Below are 22,836 nucleotides of genomic sequence, written 5' to 3'. Positions count from 1 at the left end.
CGATGTCAGGCGGCGAGCTCGGCGTCTTTGGCTTCATCCTCGGCCTCGGATTCGAGGAAGCCGGTGACGGCCCGGCGCTTCTGCAGCCATTTGCGGGCCGCGGCGGCGAGGTCGGCGGCCGAGACCGCGTCGATGCGGTCCGGCCAGGCCGCGACATCCTCCACCGCGAGGCCGGTGGCCAGCGATTCGCCATACCAGCGGGCGAGCGAGACTTGGCTGTCCTGCGCATAGACCGCCTCGGCGATGAGGCGATTCTTGGCGCGCTTCAAATCGGCTTCGGCGATCTCGGCGGCGGCGAATTTGTCGATCACCGCGCCGATGGCGTCGTCCAGCTGCTGCAGCGAGACGCCGGGCGCCGGCGTGGCGAAGACCCAAAAGCGCGTGTCGTCCAGCGCCGAGCCCATGTAATAGGCCCCGGCGTTGACGGCGAGCTTTCGCTCCACCACGAGAGAATCATACAGCACGCTCGACGGCCCGCCGCCCAGCACATGGCCGAGAACTTCCAGCGTCTCCGCCTCGCCGGGCGCGCCGGTCGTGTAGGACGGCACGAGGAAAACGCGCTCATGCGTCGGCTGCTCGACCTTCTCGTCCGCGAGCGTCACCAGGCGATGGGCGCGCGGCTCCGGCTCACGCGGGCGCTTGCGGCTCGGCGCGTCGTCGCGCGCGGGAATGCGGCCATAGCTCTTCTCGGCCAGCTCGCGCACGGTCTCGAAATCGACGTCGCCGGCGACGATGAGTATGGCGTTCTCCGGCGTGTAGAAGCGACGATAATAATGCAGCGCGTCCTCGCGGCCGAGCGTCTCGATCTCATGGCCCCAGCCGATGATCGGCGTGCCATAGGGGTGGTGCGGGAACAGCGCCGCCTGCACCGCCTCGTCGAGCTGGGCGGAAGGGTCGTTCTCGGTGCGCATGCGGCGCTCCTCGAGCACCACCTCGCGCTCCGGCCCTACCACCTCGTCGGACAGCACGAGATTGGTCATGCGATCGGCCTCGAACTCCATCAGCGTGCCGAGGTGCTCCTTGCCGATGCGCTGGAAATAGGCCGTGTAGTCATAGCTGGTGAAGGCGTTCTCCTGGCCGCCGAGCTCGGAGACGAGATTGGAGAACTCGCCCTGCGGATGCGCGTGCGTGCCCTTGAACATCAGATGCTCGAGGAAATGCGCGATTCCCGACTTGCCGAGCGGATCGTCGGCGGAGCCGTTGCGATACCAGACCATATGGGTGACGACCGGCGCGCGGCGGTCGGCGATGACGACGATCTCCATCCCATTGGCGAGGCGCGAATGGACGACCCCGGCGGCGGCGCTCTCGCTTTTGGCGGCTCCGGCGCGCGCGTCGATCTTGGCGGAGGCGGAGCTGGCGGCGTGATCGGCCGCGATCGCCTCGGCCCCCGGCTGTGTCATCGGCATGATAATCTTTCCTCGCTATAGCGCGTCCGGCGCTCGCCGGCCCGGCCGAGAGAATCCGGCCAGTTTTGAATTCGGCCAAGAGAATTCGGCGCCAGTTCGGCCGCGGGCTTTCCCCGGACGCTTCGACGGAAGCATTCGATCTATATAAGCGCGAATGCGAGGCATGTCAGGCGCCGCGCGCGCCGCGGCCCGGCCTGCAGGGCGAAAGCGGCCCTGCCTCGCGCCGCTTCGTCGACGAATGGTAAACGGGTTGCGCCGCCGGGCCGGCGTTGCCGCAGCTGAAGCTCTCGGGCATCATCTTTTCCCGAATCGTCGAAATTCGACGGCGCGGCGGCCAAGGCGCCGCGACCGATGCGTCAAATGGGGGGAATCGCATGGCTTTCACACGACGTTCGTTTCTGGCCGGCCTCGCGGCCTGCCCGCTCTGCGCCGCCGCGGCCCGCGCCGAGGGGGCGCATTGGACCTATGACGATCCCCAGCATTGGGGCGCGCATGACGAGGCGGCCAAGGCCTGCACGCTCGGCGGGGAGCAATCGCCGATCGACCTCGTCGATGCGGTCAAAGCCGACATTCGTCCGCCCAAGCTCGGCTGGAAGCCGAAGGCTTTCGAGATCGTCAACAATGGCCATACGATCCAGGCCAACGCTGCTGCCGGGAGCGGCGTCGCCGAGCTCGACGGACGCAAGTTCGAGCTGAAACAGTTCCATTTCCATACGCCGAGCGAGCATGCGCTCGGCGGCAAGCGCCTCGCCATGGAGGCGCATTTCGTCCATGCCGGGGACAATGGCGATCTTCTGGTGGTCGGCTCCTTCCTCGTCGCCGGCGCGCCCAACAAGGCGTTTTCCGCGGTGATGGCCGCTGCGCCGAAGGAGGAAGGCAAGGCCGCGCCGAAGGCGCCGATCGACGCCTCCGCTCTGCTGCCCAAGGGGAAGAAGCTCTTCCGCTACGAGGGCTCGCTGACGACGCCGCCCTGCTCGGAAGTGGTGCATTGGAATGTCTTCGCCGAGCCGGTGACGGTGGCGCAGGCGGACATAGACGCCTTCAAGACGCTGTTCCCGATGAACGCCCGCCCGCTGCAGCCGACGCATCGCCGCATCGTGCTGAGCGGCGGCTGAGCGGCGGGGCGCCCGATCGGCGGCTCAGGAGCCGCCGAAAAGGCTGCCGATCATGCCGATCGGATTGGTCCAGCCGGGCTTTTCCTCGGGTTCCTTCATGCCTTTGCCGCCCGCCACCTTCTGGCGATAGGCCTGCGGCGGCTCGGTCAGATAGGAGCGGGTCGAGGCCTCGCCGGCGCCGCGCGTCTTCGGGCCGCCGGCGGCGCCCGGCTCGTCCGCGTCTGTGGTGATGGTGCAATGTCCGTCCGAGGCGGCGACGAGACATTTGCGCGGGCCTTCGCCATTCTTGGAGCCGGCGACATTGGGATTCTCGTTGAGGCCGGGCTGGCGCGCCGGCGCGGGCGTTCCTTTGCGGCGCGCGATCTCCTGATCCACCGGCCAGGAGGCGGGGCGCTCGCTCTCCGCCTGCGGCGAGGGGAGCCCCTGGCGATTGGGCGGCACGACCAGCTTGGGGTGCTCGCGGAAGACGATCTTCTGGCTCTCGTCCTCGTCGGAATAGACGCCGATGAAGCCGAGCACCGAGGTGAGCGTCGATTTGTCGTCATAGGCCGCGGCCGGGACGACGCCCGTTCCGCCGAGAAACACGAGCGCGAGCCCGACGCATGCCGGCGTAAGACGCAGAGAGGCTGTCGCCCGTTTCATCGCCCAGATCTCCTCCCATGGGCGCGGCCCGGTCCCGGAGCGCGCGCGATTCCAAACGAGCCGAATTGTTACGGCCAGCTTAACGGCATTTTAGAGGCGTGTGAGGCTCCGGGCCAGCCGAAATCATCGCGAGATCTACCCGGCCGCCGGAGTCGGCCGCGCGGCGCCGCTGTTGAGGCTCTCCAGCAGCAGCAGGACGACGCCGAGAAAAATCGCGGCGTCGGCGACATTGAATACGTAATTGGCCAGCGGCCCCACCGGCAGGGCCGTGTGGAAGAAGAAGAAATCCGCCACCGCGCCGCGCGTCAGCCGATCCGCGACATTGCCCAGCGCCCCGCCCACCACCAGGCCGAGCGCCGCCGCGGTGAGCCGCCGCGGCGCCCGCCACAGCCAATAGGAGAGACAGCCGACGATCGACAATTGAAAGGCGACGAGCAGCGCCCGCGTCGGCTCGGTCTGCGAGGAGAGCAGCGAATAGGAGACGCCGAAATTCCACGACAGCACGAGATCGAGAAAGGAGGTGAGCCGGATCGGCTGGCGCAGGCCGATGTCGAAGACGTTCAGCATCCAGAATTTATGCGCCTGGTCGAGCGCCAGGGCGAGAACGACCGCGACGAGGCCGAAGAAGCGAGGGCGGGAAAGGCAGGCGCGACAGATCAAGCAGTTTCTCCAGCCGCCGGCGGGCGCCGGCGCGTCATTTCGACGAAATGGTCACGCCCGAGGCGGCGATGAAGGGATAGGCGCAATCGCCGAAATTCACGACCTCTTTCGAGACGGCGTGAATGTCTTGCAGCAATTGTTGGAAATTCCCGCTCACCATGGTCTCGTTCAGGGCGTGCCGCAGCTCGCCATTCTCGATATAGAACGAGTTTTTGGCGATTCCAGAAAAATCCAGATTGTCATTGGGCGCGCCGCCGGAGAAGCGCGAGAACAAGATTCCGCGCTTCACCCCGGCGATCATATCGGAAAGGCTGGTCTCGCCCGGCCGCACGCGGCTGTTGCGCACGCCCGCCGTCTGCGCCATGCCGAGCTTGCGCGAGAAGAAATAGCCGACGTAAAAATCCTTCAGCACGCCATTCTCTATGATCGGCAGATCGCGCGTCGGCACGCCGAATTCGTCGAAATCCGAGCCTTCTGAGAAATCCGCGGAGCGCGGCGCGTTGTCGAGCGAGAACAAAGGGCTCGCGATCTTCTCGCCGCGCTTGTCCTTGAACGGCGAGGAGCCGGCGAGCAGCGCCGGGCCGGACAGCGCGCCGGCGATGGAAGGCATCAGCCCCGTGAGGCAGTGCGGCGTGACGATCACATCGCCGATGAATTTTCCCGTGACCGGCCGGCGCTCCAGAGAGCGCTCGCATTCGGCCATCAGCCGCCCGACGCCGGCGGCGTCATAGAGCGAGGCGAAAGGCCCGAAGGACCTTCCCCCCACCGCGTTGAAAGATGTGGTGAGCGCCCCGTCCTTGGCCATGAACATGGCGCGAAAGCCGTGATCGCCGCGCCGCTCGCGCTGGCGCAGCCCGTTCGAATTGGCGAATTCCGTCTCTTGGTCGGTGAAAGTGTAGAGGCTGTCGCGCAGCCGCAGCAGCGGATGGCGCGCGGGCAGGCTCGCCAGAAATTCATCGACCTGCGCGCGCATGGCGGCGCGGTCCGGCTCGGCGGGGCCGTGGTCGCCCGGCGGCAGCGAAGGCCCCTCCGCTATTCCATTGGCGGGATCGGCGACGCCCGCCTCGGCCGCCGTCGCCGCGGCGGCGATCGCCGCCTCCACCTCCTCCGGCCGCCGCCCGTTGAGCGTCGCGCCGCCGCGCTTGCCGTCGCGAAAGAGCGTGATCGTCGTCGTCTCATTCTCGGTGGAGCGCACGAGATCGACGCTGCGATGATCGAACTCGATCTCGAAATAGCGCGTGCGGCTGCGGATCGCCTGCGCCGCCGTGGCGCCGGCGTCTTTCGCCCTCGCGAGAATATGGTCGAGGAAGTCGTCCGTCGGCGCGCTCATCCGCGTCCTCCCAGAGTGACGCGGCATTTGATCGAAGGGCCGCCCATGCCGACGGCGATCGGCTGCTTCTTGCCGCACCAGCCGCCGCCCGCCGCCCAGCGGAAATCATCGCCCACATGGGTGACGCTCTTCAGCATGTCGAAGGCGACGCCGGAGATGGTGGTGTCGCGAATGGCGCGGCCGAGCTTGCCGTCACGAATCTCATAGCCGCAATTGACGCCGAACATGAATTCGCTCGTCGCGTCCGCCTGCCCATTGGTGGAGCGCTTCAGATAATAGCCGCGCTCTATGGCGCCGATCATGTCGGAGAGCTTGTCGTTTCCCTTGGCGATGCATGTGTTGCGCATGCGCACCAGCGGCTCGTCCTGAAAAGAGAAGGCGCGCGCATTGCCGGCCGGCTCCGCGCCCAGCATTTGCGCGGTGCGCTTATTGTGCAGAAAGTTTTTCAGCACGCCATTCTCTATGATCGCCACGTCGCGGCAGGGCGTGCCTTCGTCATCGACATGAATGGCGAAGGAGGATTTGCCGTCCGGCCCGCGTCCGCCATAATCGCCGAGCGTGATCTTCTCGCTCGCGACGAGCTCGCCGAGATGATCGCCGGCGACCGAGCCCGCGAGCACGAGATCGGCCTCGCAAGTATGGCCGATCGCCTCATGGGCGAGAATGCCGGCGAGCGCCGCGTCGAGCACGACATCGTGATCGCCGGCCTCGCATTGTCCGCCCTCGGCCTTGCGACGCAAATTCTCGTGCAGATCCTCGAGCCAGGGCGCGAGCGTCGCCTCGTCGAAGGACTGGTCCTCTATCTCGCCGAAGCCGCCGAGAATGTCATAGAGCTCGACGATTCCGTCATTGGCGGCGACGCTCATCGAGACGACCAGCGCCGCGCGCGGCACGAAGGAACAGGTCGCCGCGCCGTCGCTATTGGCGAGGATCTTCTCGCTCGCATGGCTGGACAGCGAGATGTCGACATTGACGAGGCCCGGATAGCGGGCGCGGATCGCCTCGTCGAGCCGGCGCACGATATCGACGCGCTCTTCCGCCGAGAGCGGCGCGCGCTTGCTGCGATAATCATAGCTTCCGCTTCCCGCCGCTGTGGAGAGCGCGCCGCTCGCGGCGTGGCCGCCGGCGAATTCGGCATTGTCTCGCGCCGTGGCGATGACGGCGGTGAGGCTGGCCTCGTCATCGCCGGGCGCGGCGGCGAAGCCGAAGGCGCCGTTATGATAGAGCCGCGCCGAGAGGCCGCTGTCGCGCGAGCGTCCATTGGCGAGCAGCACGCCTTTGCGCATCATGATGCGCGAGGAATGATTGGCGTGCCAGCGTAATTCCCCATAGGCGGGCAATTGCGCCGCGCGCGCGACGAGCCGGTCGAGCATGTTCGCGGCCTTTCGGGTAAAATGAGCTTCTGGCGGCAATATAGCGGAACAAGTCAGCGAGTGGAATGACGGCCTATCGGCCGCGGTCGCGGAACATCATTTGCGAATAGCGGCGCTCCGTCAATATTCCCATTCGACGCCGACGCCGAGCGAGGATTTGCCGTCGACCTTGGTTTCGCCCTTCACGCGGACATTCTTGGTGACGTCCACGCCGACGCTGACGGCGGTTTGCTCCGGCTTGGCGCCCGTGCGCACGCCGACGCTGATATTGTCGGAAATATAGCGCGAGGCGCCGACCGTCGGCCCGCTGGAGCCGCCGGCCTCGAGATCGAGCGAGTCGACGCCGAGCGCCTTGCGCATTTTCTCGAAAGCGTCGACGCCGGTTCCGGCGCCGGAGAATTGCGCGAGCGCCGTTGCGAGCTGCAGCGCCTGAAAGGCGGAGAGCGAGCCCGACGCCTTGGCGAAGAGCAGGCGCGAGAGCACCTCGTCCTGCGGCAGCTCCGGCGAGGAGGAGAAGGAGAAATTCGGCAGCGAGGCCGGGCCGGAGACGCCGATCTTGGCGGTGACGTCGCCCGCGGTCGTCTCGGCGGAAAAATCGAGCTGCGGAACGAGGCCGCCCGCGAAGCTCAATTTGCCGCGCGTGAGATCGATACGCTGGGTCAGCAATTGCAGCTTGCCGCGGCGCAGATCGAAAGCGCCGTTGACGGCCGGCTTTTGGATCGTGCCGCTCAGTTTCAGCTCGCCGCCGAATTCGGCGTCTATGCCGCGTCCGCGCACGAAGATGCGATTGGGGGCGGCGAGCGCGAGATCGATCGTCGCGTCGAAGGGCGAGCGCTTTGCGGCGCGCGCTTTCTCCTTGGCCTCCAGCGCCAGCATCTCCTTGGCGAAAGCGCGCGGCGAAACATGCACGGCCCCGCGCGGCGCCTGAAAGGAGGCGGGCAGGCGATCGGGGACGTTGACCTCCATCGTCGTCAGCGTCACGCGGCCGCCGACCTTCGGCGAACGCGCGAGCGGGCCGCCTATGTCGAGATCGAGATCGGCGGTCGCCGAGGCGAGATCACTGCTGACGAGCTGCGCATTCTTGGCCTTGATGCGAATGGCGCCGGGCATTCCCGCCTGCGGCTCGACGGCGATTTTGCCGGTCGCGGCGATTTGCCCGCCATTTTTGGTGAGCGCGGTCAGGCGCGTGATGGCGATCTCGCGGCCATGTCCGTCGAGCTTGGCGTCGATGTGGTCGAGATAGACGCCGTTCAGCGGATCGGAGAAGGAGCCATTGGCGAGCGTCACGCCGCCTTCGATCGCCGGCGCGGCGATGGAGCCGGCGATGCGCAGATCGACATTGGCCTTGCCGCGCAGGCTCTGGCCATTGGCGGAGAGCGCCGTGTCGGCGAGCTTGGCGTCCGCCTCGCCCTTCACTTTCAAATCCAGCGCGCCAGTGGCGTCGATCGGCGCCGAGCCGGTGATGGCGAAGCGCCCACCGGCGCCGAGCGCGATATTGGCGTTAAGGCTCGTGCGCGCGCCGGCGAGCGCGCCATGCGCGTCCATATCCAGCGGCGGCAGGCCATTGCTGCGCAATTGCGGCGCGGAGAGCTTGGCGATCTTGATCTTCCAATCGCCGCTCGGCGATTTCTTGTCGCCGGTGATGCGCGCCTCCGCGTCCAATGCGCCGTCGAGCGCCAGGCTGGCGTCGGCGATGGACGCGATGGAGAGCGGAACGGCGCGCGCGCGCGCGGTGAGATCGAGCCGCTCGCCGATGGTTCCATCAATGTCGAGCCGGCCGGCGCCGAGCGCGAGCGCCAATCCTCTCAGTTCCACCGCGCCGCCGCCGAGCGTGACGCTCGCCGGCGCCGCGAGGGCGATGCGCTTGCCGGCGCGCTGCGCCGAGAGAGACTGAATGTCGAGTCGCGTCTTCTCGCCCGGCGTCAGCGTGGAGCGGCTCGCAATGGCGAAGCCTTCCGCATCGACAGTGAGGTCGAGCGCAGTGGCGGCGCCGGCGGGCGTGGCGGTGAGGCGCGTCTTGGAGATGGTCTTGCCGCCGATATGGAGCGCATCGACGGCGATGTTTCCGTCGAGCGACGGTCGGCGCAGCAGATCACGGCCGGAGAGCTTGGCGCCGAGCTTCTCGATCGTGGCGTCGGCGGCGCGAATGCGCGTTCCCTGCGCGTCGATCGATATGTTCTGCGCGCCCTGCGAAGCGTCGAGGATGATGTCGGCCTTCAGCGCGCCGGAGAGCTTGCGCAGAGCGAGCGCGGAGAGATCGTCGAGATCGGGCGCGGCGAGAGAGAATCGCCCGCTGGCGAGCTTTTGTGCGTCGAGCGCGAGCGCGCCGCGGAGAGTCGCGCGGCCCACGGAGAGATCGAGGTCGTTCGCCGCCCAGCCGGCGTCCTTATGCGCGACGTTCAATTTGCCGCGCGCCGGGGCGCCGTCTATGGCGCCGTCCAGCGTCGCGGTCGCGACGAGCGCGCCGGTGAGATCGCGCGCGGCGCCGTGCAGCGCGAGCTTTTGGATCGCATGGCCGTCGAGATGCGCGCCGCTGAGCAGCGCCTCGAAATCGGCGTTGGGCTTGTCGGCGGAGCCGGTCGCCTTCACGGAGATTTCCGCGCGGCCGGAGAGGCGCGGATCGGCGGGCTTCAGATCGGCGATCGTGACCTTCGCGCCGACGTCGAGCGTCTCGCGCATCGCCGCGCCGTCGATCTTTGCCGCGAGATGCGCGCCGCGCAATTCGAGCCCGTCGAAGCGCAGTCCGCCGCCGGGCAGCGAGGCGACCGCGCCGCCGAGCGTCACGCGCTCGCCCAGCAGCTTCTCCAGCGCAGGCGCTTCGAGCGACGGAACGGCCAGCGTTCCGCTCAGAGTCGCGCTCACGCGCTCGTCTTTCGGAACGCCCTTCAGCGCGATCGAAAGATCGAGCGGGCGCGGCGCAGCGTCGAAGCGGCTGCGTATGGCGATATCGCCTTCCAGCGCGCCATCGTCGCGCAGAGTGGCGGAGCCGGCGAGCTGCGTCACGCCGTCGAGCAGCGGAACGGCGGCGGGCGGCAGCAGCGGGGCGAGGCGCACGCCCAAATCGAAATCGAGCCGCCGCGCCGCATCCTTGCGAATGACATGCGCCGCGCCTTCGGCGCCGATCTTCTCTCCGGCCTTGGCGGAAAGATGCGCGGCGAAATCGTCGAGCGCGCCTTCGCCGGTCAGCGCAATATCGACGGGCGGCAGGCCGGGCAGAGCGGCGAGGCGGGCGATGGCGCCGCCTTCCGGCTCCTGCGCCGTGAGGGCGAGCGCGATCTTCTGGCCGCCCGCCGCGACATCGGCTTTCGCCGTAATGGCGCCCGGCGCGTCGAGCCGGCGAATGTCGAGCGCAAGATGCGCGCCCTTGTCGAGCGACGCCTCGCCGGTCGCGGCGAACTTCGCCGCGGTTCCGAGAACGGGCGCGCCGAGCGACAGGGTTTCCAGCGCCAGCCGGCCGAGGCGGATGCGAACGGGCAGATCGGGGAGCGAGAAGCCGCCGCCGTTTTTCGGCGTCGCCGTCGCAGCCTGAGCGGGCGCCGGGAGGCGGGCCATGTCGATCGCGCCTATGGCGAGCTTCTCTATATCGACGCGCAGCGAGAACAGCGCGGAAGGCGACCAGTCCAGCGCGATCTGGTCGATCTTCAGATAGGGGCCGTCCCTATCGGCGATGGAAATGTCGCGCAACAGCGGATGCGCCGACAGCGGGTCCTCGAAGGCGCCGATCTCCACTTTCATATCGGCGGAGGAGGCGGCGCGCGAGACGAGATCGGCGAGGAAGCTCTTGCCCGTGCGCGTCTGCATGCGCAGCATGAGCGTTCCGGCGACGGAGAGCAGCGCCAGCGCGCCGAAGGCATAGGCGAGAATGCGGCGAAAGCGCATCAGAACGACTCCCCGACGCCGATGAAGATCGCGAATTTATTCTCGCCCGGACGCCGGCCGAGCGGCGTCGCCACATCGAGACGCACCGGGCCGATGCCGGTGTAATAGCGCAGGCCTATGCCGACGGACGAGCGCATGGACGAGCGGAAATCGGGATACGGTGACGAGAAGGCGGAGCCGATGTCGTAGAAGGGAACGACGCCGATCTCGCGCGTGACCTTGATGCGCGCCTCGGCCGAGCCTTCGAGCAGGCTGCGTCCGCCGACGGGAAAGCCGAGGCCGGCGTCCGGGCTCAGCGAGCGATAGCGATAGCCGCGCACCGAGCCGCCGCCGCCGGCGAAGAAGCGATGGCTCGCCGGAATATTCTCTATGCTCGCGCCGACGATGGAGCCCGCCGCCATGCGGCCGGCGAGCACATACCAGCCGTCCTCGTCCAACGATTTGTAGCCGGTGATCTGCGTCTTGGATTGCACCATGCCGACGCTGTCGCCGAAGGCCTTCACATAGGGCGTGACATTGGCGATGGCGCGAAAGCCGTTGGTGGGCGCGAGCAGATCGTCGGTTCCGTCGTAATTGGCCGAGAGCGGAAAGCCGAGCAGCGAATAATCATGCGGGCCGAAGGCGTCGAACGTATGCCCGCGCTCGAATTCGAGCCCCGCCTGCACGGAGGCCGTATCGCTGAAGCGATGGCGGATCGCCGCCGAGCCATTGCCGTAATTGGCCCAGTAATAATCGGTCTTCTCGCGCACGAAGCCGGCGTCGAGCAGCAGATCGTTGCGGGAGCCGAACAGCGCCGGCTTCACGAAGCTCGCCTTGGCGCGGCCGATGACGTCCTCGAGGCGAATGGAGGAGAGGCCGTTGTAGCGCGCCGAGCTGCCGAAAGGCGCGAGGCCGCCTTCGACATCGAAGCGCAGCCGCTCGGCGCCGCCGAAGAGATTGCGATCGGTCCAATAGGCGCGCAGGCCCGGCCCGTCGACATTGGAGAAGAAAGCGTCCGCGCCCACCGCATGCGGCTTGCGCTCGCTGGTCTGCACGAAGATCGGCAGATCGCCATTGGCGTCGAGCTTTTCGCCGTCTTCCGCCTTCACCGAGCCGACCGCCTCGAGACGGCCGATGGATTTGCGCAGCTCGGCGAGCTTCTTCGGACTATAGGGCTCGCCCTGCTCCAGATAGATGTAGGAGCGAATGACCTCGTCGTCTATGCCTGGCGAGCCGCTGGTCTTCACTTCGCCTATGCCGGCGCGCGGGCCGGGATCGATCGTCACCACCACATCCATCGCCTTTTCGGGATGGATGATCGTCGGCTTCGCGGTCGCCACTTTGGCGAGCGGATAGGAATTGGCGCGCAGCGCGTCGATCCAGCCGGCCTGCATGGCTTGCAGCGCCGCGGCGCGGGCCGGCTCCTCCTCGTCGCGCTCCAGCGATTTTTTCGTGAGCAGCGCTTCGTCCAGCGGCTTGCCGCTGCGCGCGTCGAGCAGGACGACCTTGCGCAAATGGAACAGCGGGCCGGGCGTGATCTCTATGCGGATGGGCGCCAGCGCCTGGCCGCGCAGCCGCTCGGCCGCCGCTGCAGCGGCGTCGGCGCCATGCCCGTCCGGCCGCACCGGAACGCCGGCGACCGTGGCCTTTATCTCCGCGTCATAATAGCCGCTCGCCCATAGCGCTTCGGCGAGGCGCGGGAAATCGGCGACGACGCGTCGCGCGACGCCGGCCCCCGTGGGCGGAGCCTGCAGCCGCAGCCGCCATGTGCTGGAGACGTCCTGCAGATTGCGCGCGAGGCCCTCGGCCTCGTCGAGGCCGGCGAATTCGATTTTATAGGGCAGGGCGTCGCGGCTCGGCTCCGGCGTCTCCTCGGCGGCGCCGAAGAGGCCGAAAAAATCGAATGCGCGGGCGGGAGAGCCTGCCCCCAGGCCGCCGAACGCCAAGAGCGCCGTCACGCCCAGAAAACGCTTCACGTATTTCACTTCGCCAACGACCCGAACCGAGGATTGCCGCACCATAAGCGCAGCCTTGCAAGCGGTCCATCGCGTTAAGCTTAACGATACAACCTATGGTTAAGCGGGTCTTAATGCGGCTCGGAGAGGGACGCGGCCGTCGGCGCCGCGCCCTCCTCGCGCAGGTCAGAATTTGAAGCCGACCTTGCCGATCACAGTGCGCGGCGCGCCGGGGAAGTAGATGCCGCTGCTCGACGTCTGCTGATAATAGCCATTGCTGATCTGGCCGATATAGGCGGTGTCGAACATGTTCATGCAGGTGATGCTGGCGGTGATCGTTCCCCAATCGATCTTGTGCTCGTATTTCACGGTGAGATCGAGGGTCGAATAGCCGGCGATCGGCTGGAAGCCGGATGTGTCGCCGGCGCGCGAGCCGACGATATGGAGGACCGGCGTGATGGTGAATTCCTCTATGCGCAGGTCGCCGCCGACGGTCGCGATCCAATAGGGCACATCCGGCAATTGCCGCCCGACGACGCGCGTTCCCCAATAGATCGCCGATGAGGCGGTCGGCAGTATCGGCAGATTCTGCACGAATTCCGCGCGCTGATAGCCGAGCGACGCGAACAGGCCGACTTTCTCCAGCGGATCGTAATGGGCGATCAGCTGCCCGCCATAGCTCTGGCTCTCGCCGACATTCTGGCCGAATGGCACGCCTATGCCGGGATCATAGGAGACGAGCTTATTGTGGTTGCGCGAGTAATAGGCCGTCGGCTCGATGAAGCCGGAGCCATAGGCGCCCGAATAGGACCAGCGCAGGCCGAGATCGAGCTGCGTCGAGGTCTCCGGCCGGATCGAATGCCACAATTGATTGGCCGTTATGCCGGCTGCGGCGAAAGCCGGCGCATTTTGCTGCGAGGTCGGGAAGGCGTCGTAGCCCGGTCCGCCATAGCCGCCGCCGCCGCTGAATTTCAGCAGCAGATCGTCGGTCAGACGATAGCTGAGCGCGCCATAGGGAAGGAAGGTGCCGATGGTGAAGGGTGTCACGCTGCGATTGGGAAGGATGACGCTCCCCGACATCGCCAGCGCCGTATCCAGAGTCACATCGCCTATGCCGGTCGAATTATAGGCGTTTATACCGGGCATATGCTCCCAGACATAGCGGGCGCCGGCTTCCACATGCAGCGGGCCGAAGTCGCGGCTCGCCATGCCATAGGCGGCGTCGAACGTATGGGGCGAGGTCTGCTGGGCGAGGATCGACCAGTTGGCGCCGGTGAGGCCGCCGAGCGCATTGGGGGCGAAGGTCTCCCAGGCCGTCGGCGGACCGGGGGCGTTCTGCACGCCATGCCAATAGCCGAGCTTGACGTCCGTATCGAGCACGCGCGTCTGCGCCTCGCTCACCACGCCCCACATATCATGGCCGATGAGCCATTTGCGGATGCGGCCATTGGCCTGGCCGTCGAGATAATAGCCGTCCTCGCGGAAGTAATAAGGCTTGGCGACGAAGCGCGTCGTCTCGTTGAGATTGATGGCGATCTCGGAGAAGGCCGTCCAGGAGTCGAAGTGCTGGAGATTGTAGCCGTAGTAATTGGTCGGCGCGACGCCGGGAATGGCGGCGAAGTCGAAGCGGCGGAAGGCCCCGAGATTGCTGGCCTGCTGAAAATTGAGGCCGGCGTAGCTGTGCTCGTCGAAGCTGCTCTTGGCGGCGAAGAATTTCGCCTCCAGCCAGTCGACCGGCTTGGTGTCTATGCCGACTGCGAAGCCGGATTTGCCTTGCGGGTCCTTGCCGGAGCCGCGCCATTTGTCGGCGTCGGTGAAGGAGCCGGAGACGAAGACCTTGGTGGTTCCGTTCAATATCTCGCCCGAGTCGATGCGGGCGAAGGTTCGCAGGAAGGAGAAGGAGCCGACGCTCTGCGATATCTCGCCGCCGAATTTCTTCTCGGGCCAGCGAATCTGGCTGTCGAAGCTGCCCGTGACGGTGAAATAGGAATTCACGTCGGAGGGCATGGGGCCTTGGTGCAGGACGATACGGCTCAGATTCTCATTGTCGATGAGCCAGGTGACGCCGGGGCCGGGATTGATGCCGGAGAGCGGCAGTCCGTCCACCGTGCCGATGCTGTTGCCGTGCTGGCTGTTCTCGCCGCGAATGCGAATGCCTTTGTTGCCGCCGCCCATATTGGCGAGGCCGTAAGGATCGATCGCCGGCGCATCGACGGAGGGCAGCCAGGAAATGCCGCGGATGGGATTGGAGCCGCCGCCGCCGCTGGCGAGATCGAGCCCGCGCGCATCGGCGGCATAGGCGGTCGATGTGTCGGAGGCGGAGCCGAGAATAGAGCTCTCGGGCTTTTTGGGCGGCGTGGCGGGCGCTGCGCCGATCGAGATTTCCGGCAGCGGGGTGAAGCTCTGCGCGCCGGCGCCATGGGCGGCGCCGAGCAGAGCGGCCAAGGATGCGCCGCCGAGAAGAAGGGAGGAGCCGCGTCTCTCGCGCGCGAACATCGTCATTGCTGTCAGCCTTTTGCCGCCCCCGGCCGACGCGCCGCTCGCCCGCCGCTCGATTCGTGATGTAACGCAATTACGTAAATAGGCGTAGGCGTGACGGCAAGTCTATTATGACGGCAAAACGGCGCAAATACCGTCATCATCCGCGATATAGAGGGCGTGTAGTTTCGTTCGCTATCGAGATTTCTTCATTGGCTCGGCGCCGGCCGCCTCCCACATTCCTTCGCCGATACGGCGCAACGGCAGGACGGCGCGGCCGGCGGCGAGCTGCGGCCGCAGCCGGCCATGTGTGTCGATCCAATCGTCGGGCGCGGGCGCCTCGGCGTCCGTTTCGAGCGAGACGAGGAAAATGCCGAGCGCTCTCAGCTCGCGCGCCTGCACGGCGCGGCCGAGCCGACGCAGGCCGCCGAATTCGAGCCAGCGGCCGGACCATCCGCGCGCCGTCAGCCCCACCGCCGCCGCCGCGCCGATGAGGCCGCGGCCTCCGCGCAGGCCGGCGGCGCGCAGCCCTCCGAGCACAGGCGCGAGCTCTTCCGCGCTGATCTCGCGCCGGCTGGCGGCGCGGCCGAAGACGACGAGAGCTTCCGCCTCCGCGCCGGCCACGATGATTCCCGGCGCGCTGGAGGGCGCCGCATTGGCCTCCACATAGGCGGCGGCCTGGGCGAGCAGAAAATCGGCGGCGTCGGCGCGCGCGCTCTCGACGACGAGGCAAGAGGCCTTGTTATTGGTCGTCGCCGTCACGCCGGAAAAGAGAATATGGCCGACCGAGCCGATGAAGCGCGTCTCGCCCGCGAGCGTGTCGCCGAATTCGCGCGCCAGCCGCGCCGTGCTGGCCGCCCAGCCGGCGCCGTCCGTGTCGTCGATGCCGATGAGGAGGCGCATCAGTCGGCGACCTCGGCGTCGCGCGGACGCTTGCCAATGGCGATGAGGCGGCCGTCCTTCTCCTCCACCGGCGCGACGGCGCGCCCGCCCCAGAGCCGCGGCGACAGCCAGCCGCCCGTATGAATCAGCGCCTCTGCATCGAGCGCGCGTGCATATTTGTCGATCGCCGTCGCTTCTATGCCGGCCTCGGCCAGCGCCGTCACAGAGATCGGATCGGGCAGGCGGCGCAGCCTTCCATATTCCAGAAAGCGGCCGCACCAGCCATAGGCGGAGAGGCCGACGGCGGCCAGCGCGCCGATGATTCCGTCATTGGTTCCGCCGAGGCCGAGCAGCTCGACGCCGGCGCGGGCGGCGACTGCTCGCGCATGATCTTGCGTCTCGATCTCATGCGTGCAGGAGAGGCCGAATTCGATGATCTCGGAGAGATCGTCGGTTTCCCGCGCGATGCAGAGGCCAGGGTCGGAGCCGTCGCTGGCGAGCTCGGCGATATGGGCGATGGCGCGGGCGGCGAGGGAAGGGATCAGCGCCTCGTCCTCTATCTCCACAACGGCGCAGGCCGGGCTGTTGTGCGAGGTGAAGGGAATGCGCGGATCGACGAGCAATTGATGGCGAAGCGCGCCCCAGAGCCGCGCGCCTTCGGGAAGCTTGCGCTCGAACATGCGCACCAGCCGGCCGGTGCCGATTTTCGCTCCGGCGACGTCGGTGTCGTCGAAGCCCATATAGAGCTTCATCCTTCGGCCCTTCCATTGCGCCCGGCGACGGGCGCGAGCCGCCGCGCGCCGAAAGGATCGTCGAACACCGCCACCTCGACGCCATAGAGGCGCGAGATGCGCTCCGCGGTCACCACCGCTCGCGGCGCGCCATCGGCCTCGATGCGGCCTTCGTTCAATATAGCGATGCGCGTCGCCAGCTGCATCGCATGTTCGGGATGATGGGTGCTGACCAGCACGCCATGGCCGTCGGCGGAAAGATCGGACAAATGCCGCATCAGCCGCAGCTGATAGCCATAGTCGAGCCCCGTCGCCGGCTCGTCCATCACCAAAAGGCGCGCGCCTTGCGCCAGCGCGCGGGCGATGAGCGTGAGCTGCCGCTCGCCGCCGGAAATCTCCGTATAAGGCCGGTCGATCAGCCGCTCCATGCCGAGCCGGACGATGACGCTTTCGACGATCTCGCGATCCTCGGCGCGGGGCGCGCGCAAAAGCCCGGTCTCCGGCAGGCGGCCGAGCGTGACCACCTCGCGCACCGTATAGGGAAAGGGCGTGACATGGCCTTGCGGCACATAGGCGACGCGCTTGGCGATCTCGCGTCGCGACAGCGAGGCGAGCGGCGCGCCGTCGAGCCGAACCTCGCCGCTGCTCGCGCTCAGAAAGCCGAGCAGCAGGCGGAACAATGTGCTCTTGCCGGCGCCATTGGCGCCCAGGAGGGCGACGATCTCCCCGGTTCCGAAGCCGAGCGTCGCGCCGCTGAGCACGCTGCGCTTGCCGCGCGAAAAATGCAGATCGACGCCTTGCAGCTGCGCGGTCGCGCGGGGCTCTCTCACGACTGGGCCTCGCGGCGATGCGGGAGAGGGGGCAGGCGTCGCGCCGCGCCGAGACGGCGCGCGCGCCTATCGCTGGCGCCCCCTCTCCCGCGCTGCGGGCGAGGGCGAAGGAGGGGGCGCTCCACTGCCCCCTGCCTCACGCCCACGCCCTCCGCGCCCGGCCGAGCACGAGGATGAAGGCCGGAATGCCGAGCAATTCGGTGATGACGCCGATCGGGATTTCGGCGCGTGTGATGTTGCGGGCGACGCAATCGGCGGCGATGAGAAAAATCGCGCCGAGCAGCGCGCTCGCCGGCAGCAGCCGGCTGTTGGTCGGCCCTATGGCGAGCCGCGCCACATGCGGCACGACCAGCCCCACCCAGCCGATCATGCCGGCGAGCGAGACGGAGAGCGAGGAGACCAGCGTCGCTGCGGCGATCACGCCATAGCGCGTCAGATGCACGGGCACGCCGAGCGAGCGCGCCTCGTCGTCGCCCATGGAGAGCGCGTCCAGCGCGCGGCCCGCCAGCGCCAGAGCGCCGACGCCGGCGAGGATGGGCAGAGCGGCTCCGCGCAATTGCTTCAGATCGACGGCGCCGAGGCTGCCCATCATCCAATAGACGATCGCGGGCAGCTGATCGTAAGGATCGGCGGCATATTTGACGAGCGACAGCGCCGAGGTGAACAGCGCGCCGGAGATCATGCCGCCGAGCACGAGAGTCACCATGGAGGCGGCGCCGAAGAGATTGGCGACGATGACGCCGACGCCGACCGCGACCAGCCCCATGGCGAAAGCGGAGAGCTGAATGGTGAGAAAATCGCCGGAGAGCAGAATGCCGAGCGCCGCGCCGAAGCCCGCGCCGCCCAGCACGCCGAGAATACCCGGCGACACCAGCGGATTGCGGAACACCGCCTGGAAGGACGCCCCCGAGGCCGAGAGCGCCGCGCCGATGAGCCCCGCCGCCAGCACGCGCGGCAGGCGGATCTCGACGATGAGATTATGCAGGAGATCGAAGCGCTCCGGGGGAAGCTCGACGAGCCCCAGAACGGCGCCGAGATAGGCGAAAATATCCGCGGGCGCGAGCGGATAGCGTCCGACCGAGAGCGCCAGAACGACGACCGCCAGCAGCAGGAAAGGCAGAAGGGCGAGGCGCATCGGAACCGTCGCTCACTCCATTATGCGGGTGAAGTCCGCGTCCGAAATATCGACGCCGAGAAAGAGCCGGTAGAATTTCTTCGTCTCCGCCTTCACGTCGAGCGGAAAGCGCGACGGATAGAAGAGATTTGCCAGCCATTGGATTCCGAGCGCGCGCATATAGCTCGGCGGACGATCGAGCCAGTTGAAGGGCGCGTGCGGGACATTCACGATGCGGCCGTTCTTCACCGCCTCCACATTGCGCCAGAGCGCGCTGCTCTTGGCGAGCGCTGGGAAGCTCTTGTCCTGCGTCAGTATCAGCGACGGCTTCAGCGCGACGATCTGCTCGACGCTGATCTTGTCCATGCCGACATGCGAGCTCTGCTCGCAATGATAGATGTTGTCGCCCGCGGCGATGACGATCGGCTCCGTATGGAAGCTCTTGTCGCAATCGGTCGCGAGACCGTCGGCGGATTCGGCGTAATAGACGCGCAGTCGCTCGGCCGGCGGAATATCGGCGGTCGCCTCGCGCACGCGGGCCAGCGCGTCGCGAATATAGGCGGACATTTCGGCGGCCTGGCTCTCGCGTCCGACGACCTGTCCCAGAAAGGTGAAAGCGTCGGCATAATCGTCCAGCGTGTCGAGCTTCAGGAAGATCACCGGAACGCCGATCTTGGCGAAGCTCTCCACCACCTTCGCCTTCTCCTGATAGAAGCCGAGCCAGGCGATGATGAGATCAGGGCGCATCGCCGCGATCTCCTCGAGATTGAGCTGCCGGCCCATGCCGGCGTTGCTGCCGAGCACGGGCAGATCGAGCGCCTCCTTGCGATAGAGGGATTTCTCGTCGCCGCGCATCGGAACATTGATGCCGATCAGCCGCTCGGGCGCTATGGCGTAGAGCGTCACCGCTACCGGCGGCGCCGCGCCGAAAATGCGCTTGGGATCGGCCGGTATCGCGACCTTGCGGCCGGCCATGTCCGTGACCTCGCGCGTTTGCGCATGCGCCGGGGCGCAGGCGAACAGCGCCAGCAGGGCGCAGAGCAGCAGGCGGACGGGCGCGAGGCGGGATGTCGATGGCATGGGACGAGGCCTTTCGACCTTCGGCGGTGGCGGGAGGGCGCATCCGATATGTATGCGTCTTATATATATAGCGACCATAGAGACCGAAGGCTGCGCCGCGCAAGGCCAAATTCTAGCCTCGGCTGTCCTATTCGAGGCGGTGGCCTGCTGTTCCGCCGATCGTCGGAAAAGAGCGAGCCTGAAGGCTCGCGGTCCTGGGCCGGGGATTGGACCGCGAGCCTTCGGGCTCGCATCGAGCGCCCCGGGACATTGTCTTTCGTGTCGATATATTCGGCGCATATGTTTCTGAACAGCTGCGGCCAGTCCCGCGTATCGGCAGCGCACTGACGAATTTATAGGTTTCGCCTATCGAGCGACGATTCGCGGATATTGACAAAAACCTCTCTCTCGACCGTTATGTAATTATACTACATCGAATCCTTCCGGCCCGCGGGGACCAGAATCATGAGCCTCATCAAGGAAATCGACTATGGAACGCCGGCTTCCCGCTCTGAGAAGGAAGTCACTCTGACCATCGACGGGACGGAGATCACCGTACCGGAAGGCACGTCGATCATGCGCGCGGCGATGCAGATCGGCGTAGAGATCCCCAAGCTCTGCGCCTCCGACAATCTCCATTCCTTCGGCTCCTGCCGCCTCTGCCTCATAGAGATCGAGGGCCGCGGCAATCTCTCCGCCTCCTGCACCACGCCGGTCATGCCCGGCATTGCGGTGAAGACCTTTTCGCCGCGGCTCGACTCCATCCGCCGCGGCATAATGGAGCTCTATATCTCCGACCATCCGCTCGACTGCCTCACCTGCCCCGCAAATGGCGATTGCGAGCTGCAATCCATGGCCGGCGCGGTGAGCCTGCGCGAGGTGCGCTATGGCTATAGCGGGCGCAATCATGTCACGGCGCGTCGCGAGGGCCGCCGCAACGAGGATTGGAAGCCCAAGGACAAATCCAATCCCTATTTCACCTATGATCCGTCGAAATGCATCGTCTGCAATCGCTGCGTGCGCGCCTGCCAGGAAGTGCAGGGCACATTCGCGCTGACGATCGAAGGCCGCGGATTCTATAGCCGCGTCTCGCCGGGCGCGGGCGAGGCCTATATGGAATCGGAATGCGTCTCCTGCGGCGCCTGCGTGCAGGCCTGCCCGACCGCGACGCTCACCGAAAACTCCGTCATCGCCATCGGCCAGCCGGAGCATTCGGCCGTCACCACTTGCGCCTATTGCGGCGTCGGCTGCACCTTCAAGGCGGAGATGCGTGGCGAGGAGATCGTGCGCATGGTCCCGTGGAAGGACGGCAAGTCCAATCACGGCCACAGCTGCATCAAGGGCCGCTTCGCCTATGGCTATGCGCTGCATCGCGACCGCGTGACCAGCCCGATGATCCGCGAGAAGATCACCGACCCCTGGCGCGAAGTGTCCTGGGAGGAGGCGATCTCTCACGCCGCCTCCGAGTTCAAGCGCATTCAGGCGAAATACGGCCGGCTCGCCGTCGGCGGCATCACCTCCTCGCGCTGCACCAGCGAGGAGACTTTTCTGGTGCAGAAGCTCATCCGCAGCGGCTTCGGCAATAATAATGTCGACACATGCGCGCGCGTCTGCCATTCGCCGACCGGCTATGGCCTCAGCCAGGCTTTCGGCACCTCGGCCGGCACGCAGGATTTCGACTCGGTCTCCGAGGCCGACGTCATTCTCATCATCGGCTGCAATCCGACCGACGCGCATCCGGTCGTCGGCTCGCAGATCAAGCGGCGGATACGCGAGGGCGCCAAGCTCATCGTCGTCGATCCGCGCCGCACCGAGCTGGTGCGCTCGCCGCATATCAGCGCGGCCTTCCATCTGCCGCTGCGGCCGGGAACCAATGTCGCCATCGTCACCGCTCTCGCCCATGTGATCGTCGAAGAGGGGCTGGTGAACGAGGCCTTCGTGCGCGAGCGTTGCGATTGGGACGAATATCTGGAATGGGCCGCCTTTGTGGGCGAGGAGAGCAACAGCCCGGAGGCGGTGGAGAAGTTCACCGGCGTTCCCGCGCATCTGGTGCGCGGCGCGGCGCGTCTCTACGCCACCGGCGGCAACGCCACCATCTATTACGGCCTCGGCGTCACCGAGCACAGCCAGGGCTCGACCACGGTGATGGCCATCGCCAATCTCGCAATGGCGACCGGCAATCTCGGCCGCCCTGGCGTCGGCGTCAATCCGCTGCGCGGGCAGAATAATGTGCAGGGCTCCTGCGACATGGGCTCCTTCCCGCATGAGTTCCCCGGCTATCGCCATGTCTCCGACGACAATGTGCGCAAGCTGTTCGAGGAGGCCTGGGGCGTGCCGCTGGACGGCGAGCCGGGCCTGCGCATTCCCAACATGTTCGACGCCGCCGTCGATGGCGTGTTCAAGGGCCTCTACGTGCAGGGCGAGGATATTCTGCAGTCCGACCCGGATATCAAGCATGTCTCCGCCGGTCTCGGCGCGCTGGAATGTCTCGTCGTGCAGGATCTCTTCCTCAATGAGACCGCCAATTACGCACATGTCTTCTTGCCCGGCGCGAGCTTCCTCGAGAAGGACGGCGTCTTCATCAACGCCGAGCGCCGCATTCAGCGCGTGCGCCGCGTGATGAGCCCCAAGGCGCGCTATGCCGATTGGGAGGCGACTCAGCTCTTCGCCAATGCGCTCGGCTGCAATTGGAATTACACGCATCCGAGCGAGATCATGGACGAGATCGCCAAGCTCACGCCATCTTTCGCCCATGTCTCATACGCCAAGCTCGACGAGGTGGGCTCGGTGCAATGGCCCTGCAACGATCTGTCGCCGGAAGGCATGCCGATCATGCACATCGACAAATTCGCGCGCGGCAAGGGCAAATTCGTCATCACCGAATATGTGCCGACGGAAGAGCGCACCGGGCCGCGCTTCCCGCTGCTACTGACCACCGGCCGCATTCTCTCGCAGTATAATGTCGGCGCGCAGACCCGCCGCACCGAGAACAGCCAATGGCATCCAGAGGACGTGCTGGAAATCCACCCGCATGACGCCGAGGTGCGCGGCGTGCGCGAGGGGGATTGGGTGCGCGTGCAGAGCCGCGCCGGCGAGACGACGCTCCACGCCAAGATCACCGATCGCGTCGCGCCGGGCGTCGTCTACACCACCTTCCACCATCCTCTGTGCCAGACCAATGTCGTCACCACCGATAATTCCGATTGGGCGACCAATTGCCCGGAATATAAGGTGACGGCGGTGCAGGTCTCGCCCTCCAACGGCCCCACCGAATGGCAGGAACGCTATCGCGAGATGGCGGAGCGGAGCCGGCAGATCGTCGCCGCCGGCGAATAGCGCCGATTCCGCCGCGCGATCTTCGCCGATCGCCCGGCCTCGCCGCTCGAGCGGCGAGGCCGTC

General features: G+C 66.6%; 15 protein-coding genes. 2 read left to right on the top strand and 13 right to left on the bottom strand.

Annotated features, from left to right (window positions below; genetic code table 11):
• Window positions 1–5 precede the first annotated feature (5 nt).
• Complete coding sequence (locus ACT53T_RS21775) at window positions 6–1,409, bottom strand: M16 family metallopeptidase (RefSeq protein WP_476162795.1); 1,404 nt, start codon at window positions 1,407–1,409, stop codon at window positions 6–8.
• A 374-nt stretch (window positions 1,410–1,783) separates the two neighbouring features.
• Between ACT53T_RS21775 and ACT53T_RS21770 the strand changes: the two genes are divergently transcribed.
• Entirely contained in the window at window positions 1,784–2,524 is a 741-nt protein-coding gene (locus ACT53T_RS21770; RefSeq protein ID WP_476162794.1) for a carbonic anhydrase, read from the top strand.
• Between the two features lie 24 nt (window positions 2,525–2,548).
• Here the strand turns inward: ACT53T_RS21770 and ACT53T_RS21765 are convergent, their stop codons facing one another.
• The 12 genes from ACT53T_RS21765 to ACT53T_RS21710 all read right to left on the bottom strand — a co-directional run bounded on the left by ACT53T_RS21765 (window position 2,549) and on the right by ACT53T_RS21710 (window position 19,457).
• On the bottom strand, window positions 2,549–3,166 hold the full coding sequence (locus ACT53T_RS21765; RefSeq protein ID WP_476162793.1) for a hypothetical protein: 618 nt from the start codon (window positions 3,164–3,166) through the stop codon (window positions 2,549–2,551).
• 135 nt (window positions 3,167–3,301) lie between these two features.
• The gene (lspA, locus tag ACT53T_RS21760; protein WP_476162792.1) at window positions 3,302–3,826 is read right to left on the bottom strand and encodes a signal peptidase II; all 525 of its coding nucleotides are present in this window, start codon (window positions 3,824–3,826) and stop codon (window positions 3,302–3,304) included.
• A gap of 34 nt (window positions 3,827–3,860) precedes the next feature.
• The gene (locus ACT53T_RS21755; RefSeq protein WP_476162791.1) at window positions 3,861–5,156 is read right to left on the bottom strand and encodes a TldD/PmbA family protein; all 1,296 of its coding nucleotides are present in this window, start codon (window positions 5,154–5,156) and stop codon (window positions 3,861–3,863) included.
• Window positions 5,153–6,529 carry a TldD/PmbA family protein gene (locus tag ACT53T_RS21750; RefSeq protein WP_476162790.1) on the bottom strand — a complete coding sequence of 459 codons (1,377 nt, stop codon included), beginning with the start codon at window positions 6,527–6,529 and terminating at the stop codon, window positions 5,153–5,155. The genes ACT53T_RS21755 and ACT53T_RS21750 overlap by 4 nt, the downstream gene beginning before the upstream one ends.
• A gap of 120 nt (window positions 6,530–6,649) precedes the next feature.
• Window positions 6,650–10,408 carry a translocation/assembly module TamB domain-containing protein gene (locus tag ACT53T_RS21745; protein ID WP_476162789.1) on the bottom strand — a complete coding sequence of 1,253 codons (3,759 nt, stop codon included), beginning with the start codon at window positions 10,406–10,408 and terminating at the stop codon, window positions 6,650–6,652.
• Window positions 10,408–12,363, bottom strand: coding sequence for an autotransporter assembly complex protein TamA (locus ACT53T_RS21740; protein WP_476162788.1), 1,956 nt, complete (start codon window positions 12,361–12,363; stop codon window positions 10,408–10,410). Before ACT53T_RS21740 ends, ACT53T_RS21745 begins: the two co-directional genes overlap by 1 nt.
• A gap of 165 nt (window positions 12,364–12,528) precedes the next feature.
• Window positions 12,529–14,844 carry a TonB-dependent receptor gene (locus tag ACT53T_RS21735; RefSeq protein ID WP_476162787.1) on the bottom strand — a complete coding sequence of 772 codons (2,316 nt, stop codon included), beginning with the start codon at window positions 14,842–14,844 and terminating at the stop codon, window positions 12,529–12,531.
• Window positions 14,845–15,015: 171 nt separating this feature from the next.
• Window positions 15,016–15,723, bottom strand: coding sequence for a hypothetical protein (locus ACT53T_RS21730; RefSeq protein WP_476162786.1), 708 nt, complete (start codon window positions 15,721–15,723; stop codon window positions 15,016–15,018).
• A complete protein-coding gene (locus tag ACT53T_RS21725) occupies window positions 15,723–16,454 on the bottom strand; it encodes a hypothetical protein (RefSeq protein ID WP_476162785.1) in 732 nt (243 codons plus the stop codon). Before ACT53T_RS21725 ends, ACT53T_RS21730 begins: the two co-directional genes overlap by 1 nt.
• A complete protein-coding gene (locus ACT53T_RS21720) occupies window positions 16,451–17,263 on the bottom strand; it encodes an ABC transporter ATP-binding protein (protein ID WP_476162784.1) in 813 nt (270 codons plus the stop codon). Before ACT53T_RS21720 ends, ACT53T_RS21725 begins: the two co-directional genes overlap by 4 nt.
• 136 nt (window positions 17,264–17,399) lie before the next feature.
• Window positions 17,400–18,398: a FecCD family ABC transporter permease gene (locus ACT53T_RS21715; RefSeq protein ID WP_476162783.1), complete on the bottom strand. Its 999-nt coding sequence runs from the start codon at window positions 18,396–18,398 to the stop codon at window positions 17,400–17,402.
• A 12-nt stretch (window positions 18,399–18,410) separates the two neighbouring features.
• Window positions 18,411–19,457 (bottom strand): ABC transporter substrate-binding protein, encoded by a 1,047-nt coding sequence (locus tag ACT53T_RS21710; protein WP_476162782.1) that lies wholly within the window; start codon window positions 19,455–19,457, stop codon window positions 18,411–18,413.
• 444 nt (window positions 19,458–19,901) lie between these two features.
• Here ACT53T_RS21710 and fdhF point away from each other — a divergent pair, with 444 nt between their 5' ends.
• Window positions 19,902–22,772, top strand: a complete 2,871-nt coding sequence (gene fdhF, locus ACT53T_RS21705) for a formate dehydrogenase subunit alpha (protein WP_476162781.1) — start codon at window positions 19,902–19,904, stop codon at window positions 22,770–22,772.
• Window positions 22,773–22,836 lie beyond the last annotated feature (64 nt).

This window comes from Methylosinus sp. DMC45, assembly GCF_056313885.1.
Note: the sequence above shows the minus strand (reverse complement) of the source record. Positions and strands in the feature narration are given on the sequence as shown.

Bases quoted from the DNA above. Each gene is read 5' to 3' on its own strand.
- ACT53T_RS21755 (WP_476162791.1), bottom strand. From the start codon at position 5,156: ATGAGCGCGCCGACGGACGACTTCCTCGACCATATTCTCGCGAGGGCG.
- ACT53T_RS21710 (WP_476162782.1), bottom strand. From the start codon at position 19,457: ATGCCATCGACATCCCGCCTCGCGCCCGTCCGCCTGCTGCTCTGCGCC.
- fdhF (WP_476162781.1), top strand. From the start codon at position 19,902: ATGAGCCTCATCAAGGAAATCGACTATGGAACGCCGGCTTCCCGCTCT.
- ACT53T_RS21765 (WP_476162793.1), bottom strand. From the start codon at position 3,166: ATGAAACGGGCGACAGCCTCTCTGCGTCTTACGCCGGCATGCGTCGGG.
- ACT53T_RS21725 (WP_476162785.1), bottom strand. From the start codon at position 16,454: ATGAAGCTCTATATGGGCTTCGACGACACCGACGTCGCCGGAGCGAAA.
- ACT53T_RS21750 (WP_476162790.1), bottom strand. From the start codon at position 6,529: ATGCTCGACCGGCTCGTCGCGCGCGCGGCGCAATTGCCCGCCTATGGG.
- ACT53T_RS21730 (WP_476162786.1), bottom strand. From the start codon at position 15,723: ATGCGCCTCCTCATCGGCATCGACGACACGGACGGCGCCGGCTGGGCG.
- ACT53T_RS21735 (WP_476162787.1), bottom strand. From the start codon at position 14,844: ATGACGATGTTCGCGCGCGAGAGACGCGGCTCCTCCCTTCTTCTCGGC.
- ACT53T_RS21745 (WP_476162789.1), bottom strand. From the start codon at position 10,408: ATGCGCTTTCGCCGCATTCTCGCCTATGCCTTCGGCGCGCTGGCGCTG.
- ACT53T_RS21770 (WP_476162794.1), top strand. From the start codon at position 1,784: ATGGCTTTCACACGACGTTCGTTTCTGGCCGGCCTCGCGGCCTGCCCG.
- ACT53T_RS21775 (WP_476162795.1), bottom strand. From the start codon at position 1,409: ATGCCGATGACACAGCCGGGGGCCGAGGCGATCGCGGCCGATCACGCC.
- ACT53T_RS21715 (WP_476162783.1), bottom strand. From the start codon at position 18,398: ATGCGCCTCGCCCTTCTGCCTTTCCTGCTGCTGGCGGTCGTCGTTCTG.